Annotated in this window: 7 protein-coding genes; 2 read left to right on the forward strand and 5 right to left on the reverse strand. The window is 30.4% G+C overall.

Annotation, left to right across the window (positions count from 1 at the left end; translation table 11 throughout):
• Both ACK5ON_RS03950 and ACK5ON_RS03955 read left to right on the forward strand, forming a co-directional pair.
• On the forward strand, positions 1-715 hold a 715-nt coding region (locus ACK5ON_RS03950; RefSeq protein ID WP_409820089.1), incomplete at its 5' end, for a pseudouridine synthase.
• A gap of 36 nt (positions 716-751) precedes the next feature.
• A complete protein-coding gene (locus ACK5ON_RS03955; RefSeq protein ID WP_409820092.1) occupies positions 752-2,524 on the forward strand; it encodes a DUF885 domain-containing protein in 1,773 nt (590 codons plus the stop codon).
• A gap of 218 nt (positions 2,525-2,742) precedes the next feature.
• Here ACK5ON_RS03955 and ACK5ON_RS03960 read toward each other — a convergent pair whose 3' ends face one another.
• The 5 genes from ACK5ON_RS03960 to ACK5ON_RS03980 all read right to left on the reverse strand — a co-directional run.
• Positions 2,743-3,483, reverse strand: coding sequence for a LytR/AlgR family response regulator transcription factor (locus ACK5ON_RS03960; protein WP_396155639.1), 741 nt, complete (start codon positions 3,481-3,483; stop codon positions 2,743-2,745).
• Positions 3,476-4,453, reverse strand: a complete 978-nt coding sequence (locus tag ACK5ON_RS03965) for a sensor histidine kinase (protein WP_409820095.1) — start codon at positions 4,451-4,453, stop codon at positions 3,476-3,478. Before ACK5ON_RS03965 ends, ACK5ON_RS03960 begins: the two co-directional genes overlap by 8 nt.
• Positions 4,454-4,517: 64 nt before the next feature.
• Positions 4,518-5,372, reverse strand: a complete 855-nt coding sequence (locus tag ACK5ON_RS03970) for a DUF4249 domain-containing protein (RefSeq protein ID WP_396155642.1) — start codon at positions 5,370-5,372, stop codon at positions 4,518-4,520.
• A 42-nt stretch (positions 5,373-5,414) separates the two neighbouring features.
• Positions 5,415-7,796, reverse strand: a complete 2,382-nt coding sequence (locus ACK5ON_RS03975; protein ID WP_396173223.1) for a TonB-dependent receptor domain-containing protein — start codon at positions 7,794-7,796, stop codon at positions 5,415-5,417.
• Positions 7,797-7,995: 199 nt separating this feature from the next.
• Positions 7,996-8,273, reverse strand: a 278-nt coding sequence (locus ACK5ON_RS03980) for a hypothetical protein (protein WP_409820098.1), incomplete at its 5' end; no start/stop codon positions are given.

Here is an 8,273-nt window from a genome sequence, read left to right on the forward strand (position 1 = left end):
GAAATCAGACGATATTCGTTTGAATAAATACATTTCAAACTCGGGTGTTTGCTCGCGACGTGATGCAGATATTTACATTCAATCAGGAAATGTAAAAGTGAATAATGTGGTGATTACCGAAATGGGGTACAAAGTAAAACCTGGCGATGTGGTGAACTTCGACGGTTCGGTTTTAACACCAGAACGCAAAGAATACCTTGTTTTGAACAAACCAAAAAACTTTACTACTTCCAACGAAGATGATGCCGATCACAGAAATGTATTGGAATTAGTGCGTGGTGCAACCAAAGCGAATATTCAACCCATCGGAAGAATGGATAAAAACACCACTGGCTTATTATTGTTTACGAATGATACCGATATGGTTCGTAAATTTAGTTTACCCAATCAAAAGTCTTCTAAAATATATCAAGTGTCATTAGATAAAAACTTGAAGTTTGAAGATTTAGAAAAAATATCAAACGGCGTTACCCTTGATGGTCACAAACTTTATATTGATGAAATCTCGTATATCGAAAATGAGCCAAAAACAGAAATCGGCTTGAAACTTAGAACGCCGAATGTCAAAGTAGTTCGCGCTATTTTTGAAAGTTTCAACTATGATGTCATCAAAATTGACCGTGTTGCTTTTGCAGGTTTAACCAAAAAGAATTTACCACGTGGCAATTGGCGTTTTTTGACCGAACAAGAAATAATCAATTTGAAAAACGTTTGAAAAACAATATATTTATAATTAAAAAAACAACTAATTATGAAAAATATATATCACTTTTCAATGATGATTTTTTTATCATTGCTTTTTATTAACTGTAAATCAGAAAAGAAAACTCAAGATTTTACAGCAATAACCGATTCCTATTTTGATGGTAAAAATGAGTTAAATCCATTGGATGCAACACTTAACGGACAAAGCGAATACAACGACCAATTGGTTTTTGAAATGACCGAAACCTACCGAAATAAGCGCAGAGCATTTTTTGAAAAATTCGCAACCGAATTAAAAACTATTGACACTACGCAACTTTCTATTGAAGAAAAAAACAGTTTCGACATTATAAAATGGGAAACAGAAATTGGATTGTCTCTCTTGGAGCAAAAAGCTAACTTAATCCCAATTCAACAGTTTGACGGAACACATTTAACGATAGGTCAGTTTGCAAGTGCCGAAAGTGCACAACCCTTCAAAACCGAGAAAGACTATAAAAATTTCTTGAAAAGAATAGATTTGTATTCCATTTGGTTAGATTCAACGATGGTATATATGAAAAAAGGAATGCAAGAAAAAGTAGTTTTACCAAAAGCATTGACTGTAAAACTCATTCCCCAATTTGAAGAATTAATTACTCCAAAAGTAGAAGACAATTTATTTTATTCGAGCTGTAAAAAATTCCCATCCAATTTTACTGAGGAACAAAAAAGCACTTTGTCAAAACAATATGCAACGGCAATATCTGAAAAACTTGTTCCAAAGTTTCAGAAATTTATAACTTTTATGAAAACGGAATATCTTCCAGCTTCAAGGGAAACAAGCGGTATCGGGAGTCTTAAAGGCGGAAATGAATTGTATAAAGTATATGTAAAACAATGGACAACAACGGATAAAACTCCGAATGAAATTCACGAATTGGGATTAAAAGAAGTAGCTCGTATCAGAACCGAAATGGAAAAAGTGAAAGCTCAAGTAGGTTTTAAAGGCACTATTAAGGAATTTTTTGATCATGTTAGAAACAGAAAAGAATTAATGCCTTTCAAAAAACCAGAAGAAGTTATCGCTAATTTTGAAAAAATCAACGAAACAATTAAACCAAATGTTGACAAGCTTTTTTCATTACAACCCAAAACGCCATTTAGGGTAAAAAGAACAGAAGCATTTAGGGAAAAAACAGCTAGTGCTGAGTATGTGAATGGTTCAGCTGATGGAACAAGACCAGGAACTTTTTATGTTCCAATTCCAGATATAACCACTTACAATTACTATGGAGATGAAGATTTGTTCTTGCATGAAGCCATTCCTGGACATCATTTTCAAGTTTCTCTGCAACAAGAAAACGCAGCTTTACCCGATTTTAGAAAGTACAATAGGTTTGGTGCTTATAGCGAAGGATGGGCTTTATACACTGAAAGTTTAGGAAAAGAATTGGGATTGTATACTGATCCTTATCAATATTTTGGGATGTTAGGCAATGAAATTCACCGAGCCATTCGTTTGGTTGTGGATACAGGAATGCATTCAAAAGGTTGGACACGTGAGCAAGCCATACAATATTCATTAGACAACGAAGCAAGGAGTGAAGCCAGTATTATTGCCGAAATAGAGCGCTACATGGCTTGGCCTGGTCAAGCATTATCATACAAAATAGGTCAACTAAAAATCTTGGAATTACGCCAAAAAGCACAAGATAAAATGGGAGCTAAATTTGACATCAAAGTGTTCCATCAAAAAGTATTGGAATCTGGAGTGATGCCATTAGCACTGTTAGAAAAGAAAATCAATAATTGGATTGCAACAGGAAAGAAAAAGTAATAAAAAAAGTCCAAAAAATGTGTTTTTTTTATGTTAGATTTTAATCTGAAAGTAATACTAAGTATGAAGATCATTACTGTTACCAAAAAAAAAACGCTACCAAAGATTAGCGTTTTTGATGTTGATAATTAAGAATGCAAATCATATCGAATTTCTAGAAAATTCTATCACTTTAATCTTTCTAACAAGAATGGCTTTTATTTAGTTTGTTTCGTGTTTTATTTGGAAAGCCAAGATTTAAAATCACCCACTTTTTCAATTGCAACAAAAATATTCTCACCATCGAAACTAGGCTTTAAAGTCAATTTGATTTTAGATTTTGAAACATAATACATTTCAACAATAGCGTTTAGAGAAATTAGAAACTTTTTATTTACTCTATAAAAATCGATTGGATTTACTTCTTCTTCAATTTTCTTTAAACTTTGTTCTAGAGGTAATTTTTTTCCATCAAAAAGGCAGGCAAAAGTTAGTTTATCTTCTGAAAAAAAATAAGCGATATTATCAATAGATATTGACTTTAATTGATTATTCAACTTAACTAAAAAACGATTTCGATATCTGGATTCCATATCCATCATCATTTTACTATAATTAGGAAATGTTGTAAGACTTTTATATTTATCTATACTCTTTTTTAAATTTGATATTGAAATTGGCTTTAAAAGATAGTCAATACTATTTACTTCAAATGCCTTAATTGCATATTCTGAATAGGCAGTAACAAAAATAACAGGACAAGTAACATTTACTTCCTCAAAAATTTTAAAACAATAATCATCAGAAAGATTAATGTCCAAAAAAATTAGATCTGGTATACTATCGCTTAAAAAAGAAATAGCCTCTTTAACTGAGTCAATCACTTCAATGACCTTCATTTCAGGTTCAATCGACTCAATCATTTTCTTTAATCTCTCCGCTATCAATATTTCATCTTCGATAATAATTACTTTAATCATAACTCGACTTAATTAAAGGGATTTCAACTCTAAAAACATTGTTTTCAATTTTAAAAGTAGGTACTCCACAATTTAGTAAAACATATTGTTTCTTAATACTTTTCATTCCAATTCCAAAAGATTCAGTTTTTACAGAATTTATTTTGGGATTAAAATTATTCTCAATTATCAATTGCTCTTCTCTAGTATAGATACTAATTAACAAAGGATTATGTTTATCAAATACTGTATGTTTTAAAGCATTTTCTATTAATATCTCAAGCGTTAGAGGAGGTATTAAATAATCCAATTTAGAAACGTCTACAGAACTCTCAAGTTTTATTAATCCTTGATGGCGAATCATTTGAAGTTCAAAATAAGAATTCAATAGTGTAAGTTCTTCAGATAAAGTAACTAAAATTTCATCAGAATTAGTGAGACTGTATCGAAAAACATTGGATAATTCCTCAACAAATTTTATCGCTTTTTCAGGTTCACTATCAATTAAACTAGTAATGTTACTAAAACAATTAAAAAGGAAATGAGGGTTAAGTTGATTCTTAAGTGACATATATTTATCATTAAGATTTTCAATCTCATTTTCTTTTAACCTTATTTTTAATTCCTTTTTTTCAAATTCATTTTCCAAATAAATCTCAAATAAATAGATAAATAAAACAACACTACTTACAATAATTAGAATGGCAAAAAAAAGCGTGTCAAAAAATATCAAACCTTGGTCATCATTAAATAATACCAAGGAAATTAGTCTCAAAAGAAAACTAAAAAATACAATTGTAATAATACTGACGAAAAAAAGGAATGTTCTTTTCTCGAATAATTCAATTCTTTTATAATAATTACTTTCAACTGTCTTCTTCCTTATCAAATAAATTAGAAAGATAAAAGTAAAACTTAGGGGAAATAAAAAAATTTGATCTTGTATAGCTTCAAAAAAAGAACTTTCATTATAGTCTTCTAAAAAATTCAAAAAACTAAATATAAAGCAAATTATACTATACAAGATCAATCTATTCTTCATTCCTAAATTAAAATTACTCAATCAAAATACTATCCTCTACAATATCTACTGCATAAAAATAACCTAAAATTCTATTTTTGGGATTACTAATGTTAATTATATTACTTTTTATTGATGCTGGAGGCGGATTTCCAATAAATGAAATTCCTTGATTACCTGTTTGAGTAAACAATTCGAAAAGAAATTGATAATATTTTTTTGAAATTGCTAATTGCTGGGCCTTTGCTATATCACCAATTTTAAAAGAAACTTCTTCATTAGGGTTAACTCCAATTCTTTGTTGTCCATCAAAAAATTCATCTGAAACAATAAGTGTTTGATTATTACCCGGATCAGGGACTATTGTAAAAACATTATTTTTAAAAACTCTGTAGTAATAATAATTTTCAACTCCTATTGGATCGGTAGAGTCAAACTTTATAAAAAACCCTTCATCTGTAAAAAGGGTTTCCTCTTCCAATTCATAATAAAAATTGTCAAATAAAGGGACTTGATTTAATGTGTCTGATCCTACATAGGTTTCATTATTCCAAATTATTGTTATAGTATAGGTTTTCCCAATTTCTGGAAGTAAGATGTTATTACTGTAGTTGCCATTACCAGAGTGAGTAAAATTCCACGTTGTAACCCCATCTGAAACAGTAACAACAGCATCTAAAACACCTTGGTTTGGTGTATTAGTTAAGAAGGGCAAAGTTTTTGTCAATCTAATAGCTTGAAAGGTGCTATTGGAATTCCTTTCAATTCCTCCTTCAATTACTAACCTTTCAATTGAATTTAGAGTAACATCATTGGTAACGTCTTCTTCACACGATGTAAATACTGTTATTGCAATGACCAAAATAAATATGTTTTTTAAATTTTCCATTTTTAAAATTTTTTAATTTAGAATAGTATTATTGATTTGAATTTAAAATTTGAATTCATAAGTTACACTTGGAACAATTCCAAAGAATGATAATTTAATAGCCTCAGTATTGCCTGTTGCGGTTTCAACATCATTTACTTCACTTACTTCTCTAAAATATATTGAAGCTGCATTTTGTCTGTTGTATAAATTTGCGATACTAAAAATCCATTTACCTGTTTTATTTGTGCCTTTTTTTGGGTTTAAAGTAGCCGAAATATCCAATCGATGATAAATAGGAAGTCTGTTTCCGTTTCTTTCACTATAGTCTGCAACAACTAAACCATTTTGTTCATATCGCCCTGTTGGATAGGTGACAGGTCTACCAGTACTAAGAGTGAAAACGCCGCCAAAGTCCCATCTTGAATTGGTTTTATAAAACCCTACTAGATTCAAACGGTGTAATTGATCTGCATTGTTAGCATAATATTCATTATTATTAATTCCATTCACTTTATTTTCACTTCTTGAGAGCGTATAACTTAACCAACCTGTCAACTTTCCTTCATTTTTATTTAACAAAAACTCTAAACCATATGCTCTTCCAACTCCTTGTATTACTTGTGTTTCAACGTCTTCTCTGAAAAGCAAATCGGCTCCATCTTTAAAATCGGTTACATTTGATAGTTTCTTATAATATGCCTCTATTGAAAAATCATATTTATTCTCTTTAATTTTAGAAAAATAGCCAATGGCTACTTGATCTGAAAATTGTGGTTTAATATAAGGTCCACTTGGTGTCCAAACATCTAAGGGAGTAGGAGATGTTGTATTCGTTACAAGATGAATATATTGAAACATTCTGTTATAACTTGTCTTTAATGAGTTATTATCGTTAATTAAATAGCGCATTGAAAATCTTGGTTCTAGATTATTAAACTGCTTAATAACTTTTCCAGAACTATAATTTTCAGTTCCAATAACATCATTCTCGGTAAACACATTAAAAACAGTATCATAGCTTAACGGTTTGCCTGTTTCATATATTCTAATATTTTCTGCACCTAATCGCATAAAGTTTGAAAATCGAATACCTGCTTCAATATTTATTTTTTCATTCAAGTCAAGATTTGAATCTAAATAGATACCATTTTCTAACGCAAAATTATTTTGAAACTTATCGGAGTTAATATTGGAACCATCTAGAGGTGATATTTTACCTGGGTTAAACTTAAAATAAGTGAAATCAATACCGGTTTTAAATGTTGCTTTTGAACTCGCATACCAAGTTAATTTAGGTTTTAAATTAAAGTTTGTAATGGCTGATTCCCATTTAAATTCTGAACCCGATCTAAGATTGTCCAATTCATAAACATAGTTTGAAAAAATACCTGATGTTTGAAAAAATAGCTTTTCATTAATAGTATTTGTCCATCTCAAAGTACTAATTACATTTCCCCAAGAAGTTCCTAAAAATTTAGGTAATTCAAATCGATCTCTACCAAAATAACCAGATAGGAATAATTTGTTATTCTCGTTCAAGTCATAATTAGCTTTCAAATTTAAATCATAAAAAAACAGTTTATTGTCTCTAAACTCTGAACTTAAAAATGTAAATGCGTCAACATAAGATCTTCTCCCAGCAAACATGTAAGAACCTCTTCCAACACCAAGCGAGTCTTTTTGTATTGGACCTTCTACTAACACTCTACTTGCTATTATCCCAATGCCCGCTTCTCCGTTAAATTTATTTTTGTTTCCTTCTTTTTGTCTAACATCTAAAACGGATGACAATCTACCGCCATAACTCGATGGAATTCCTCCTTTGTATAGTTTGACATCTTTAATAGCATCTGAATTGAAAACAGAAAAAAATCCAAACAAATGTGAGGCATTATAAATAGTAGCTTCGTCTAATAAAATTAAGTTTTGATCTGCACTTCCTCCTCTTACATTAAAACCTGATGATGCCTCGTTGACACTTGAAACCCCTGGAAGTAATTGAATAGATTTAAGTACATCAGGTTCTCCTAAAATTGCAGGTAATTTTTTTATTGTTGCCGCTTTCAGTGTATTAACACTCATTTCAGCACTTTTTACTTTGTTGTCAATTTTAGATGATTTTACAACTACTTCATTTAGACTAAATGAGTCGTCTTCTAATTTAAAATCAATTTTAATGTTAGATTTTATTTCAATTTTTTTTTCAATAGTTTTATAACCAATATAACTTACATAAATTGTATGTTTACCTTCTTCTAATGAAAAGGAATAAAAACCATACTCGTTAGTTACCGTAAACGCTTTATTATCAGTGTATACATTTACACCATATAATTTTTCACCAGTCTTCGCATCTCCAACATATCCTGAAACATTGAACTTATTTTGGCCATAGGAGATAAAAGCCAAAAATAAAAAATAAATTAAACTAAGGTTTTTCATAAAGAACTATTTTTAAATTACGAATCAAAAATAGGATCTAGTCCAAAATATTGATTTGAATTTCTGATGAAACCTTACTTTTCCTGATAAACCTCGATTTTTTTTTAAATTATAGATTAGTGCTAATTAGAGTAAATTTTAGGATGGTAATGCAGAAAAGGTATCTGTAGTAGGGACATTCCCGAAGCTTCGGGAGAACCTACACAAAAAAAAGTTCCAACTTATGTTGAAACTTTTGTGCGGGTAATAGTCCCGAAGCTTCGGGAGAACCTACACAAAAAAAAAGTTCCAACTTATGTTGAAACTTTTGAGCGGGTAATAGTCCCGAAGCTTCGGGAGAACCTACACAAAAAAAAAGTTCCAACTTATGTTGAAACTTTTGTGCGGGTAATAGTCCCGAAGCTTCGGGAGAACCTACACAAAAAAAAAGTTCCAACTTATGTTGAAACTTTTGAGCGGGTAATAGTCCCGAAGCTT

Origin of the sequence: Flavobacterium sp. (assembly GCF_046317795.1) — a bacterium.
In the GTDB taxonomy this organism is placed as follows: Bacteria; Bacteroidota; Bacteroidia; order Flavobacteriales; family Flavobacteriaceae; genus Flavobacterium.

What these genes read in the sequence shown, in the direction of transcription:
- ACK5ON_RS03955 (WP_409820092.1), top strand. Translation starts at nt 752, where the DNA reads ATGAAAAATATATATCACTTTTCAATGATGATTTTTTTATCATTGCTT.
- ACK5ON_RS03960 (WP_396155639.1), bottom strand. Translation starts at nt 3,483, where the DNA reads ATGATTAAAGTAATTATTATCGAAGATGAAATATTGATAGCGGAGAGA.
- ACK5ON_RS03970 (WP_396155642.1), bottom strand. Translation starts at nt 5,372, where the DNA reads ATGGAAAATTTAAAAAACATATTTATTTTGGTCATTGCAATAACAGTA.
- ACK5ON_RS03975 (WP_396173223.1), bottom strand. Translation starts at nt 7,796, where the DNA reads ATGAAAAACCTTAGTTTAATTTATTTTTTATTTTTGGCTTTTATCTCC.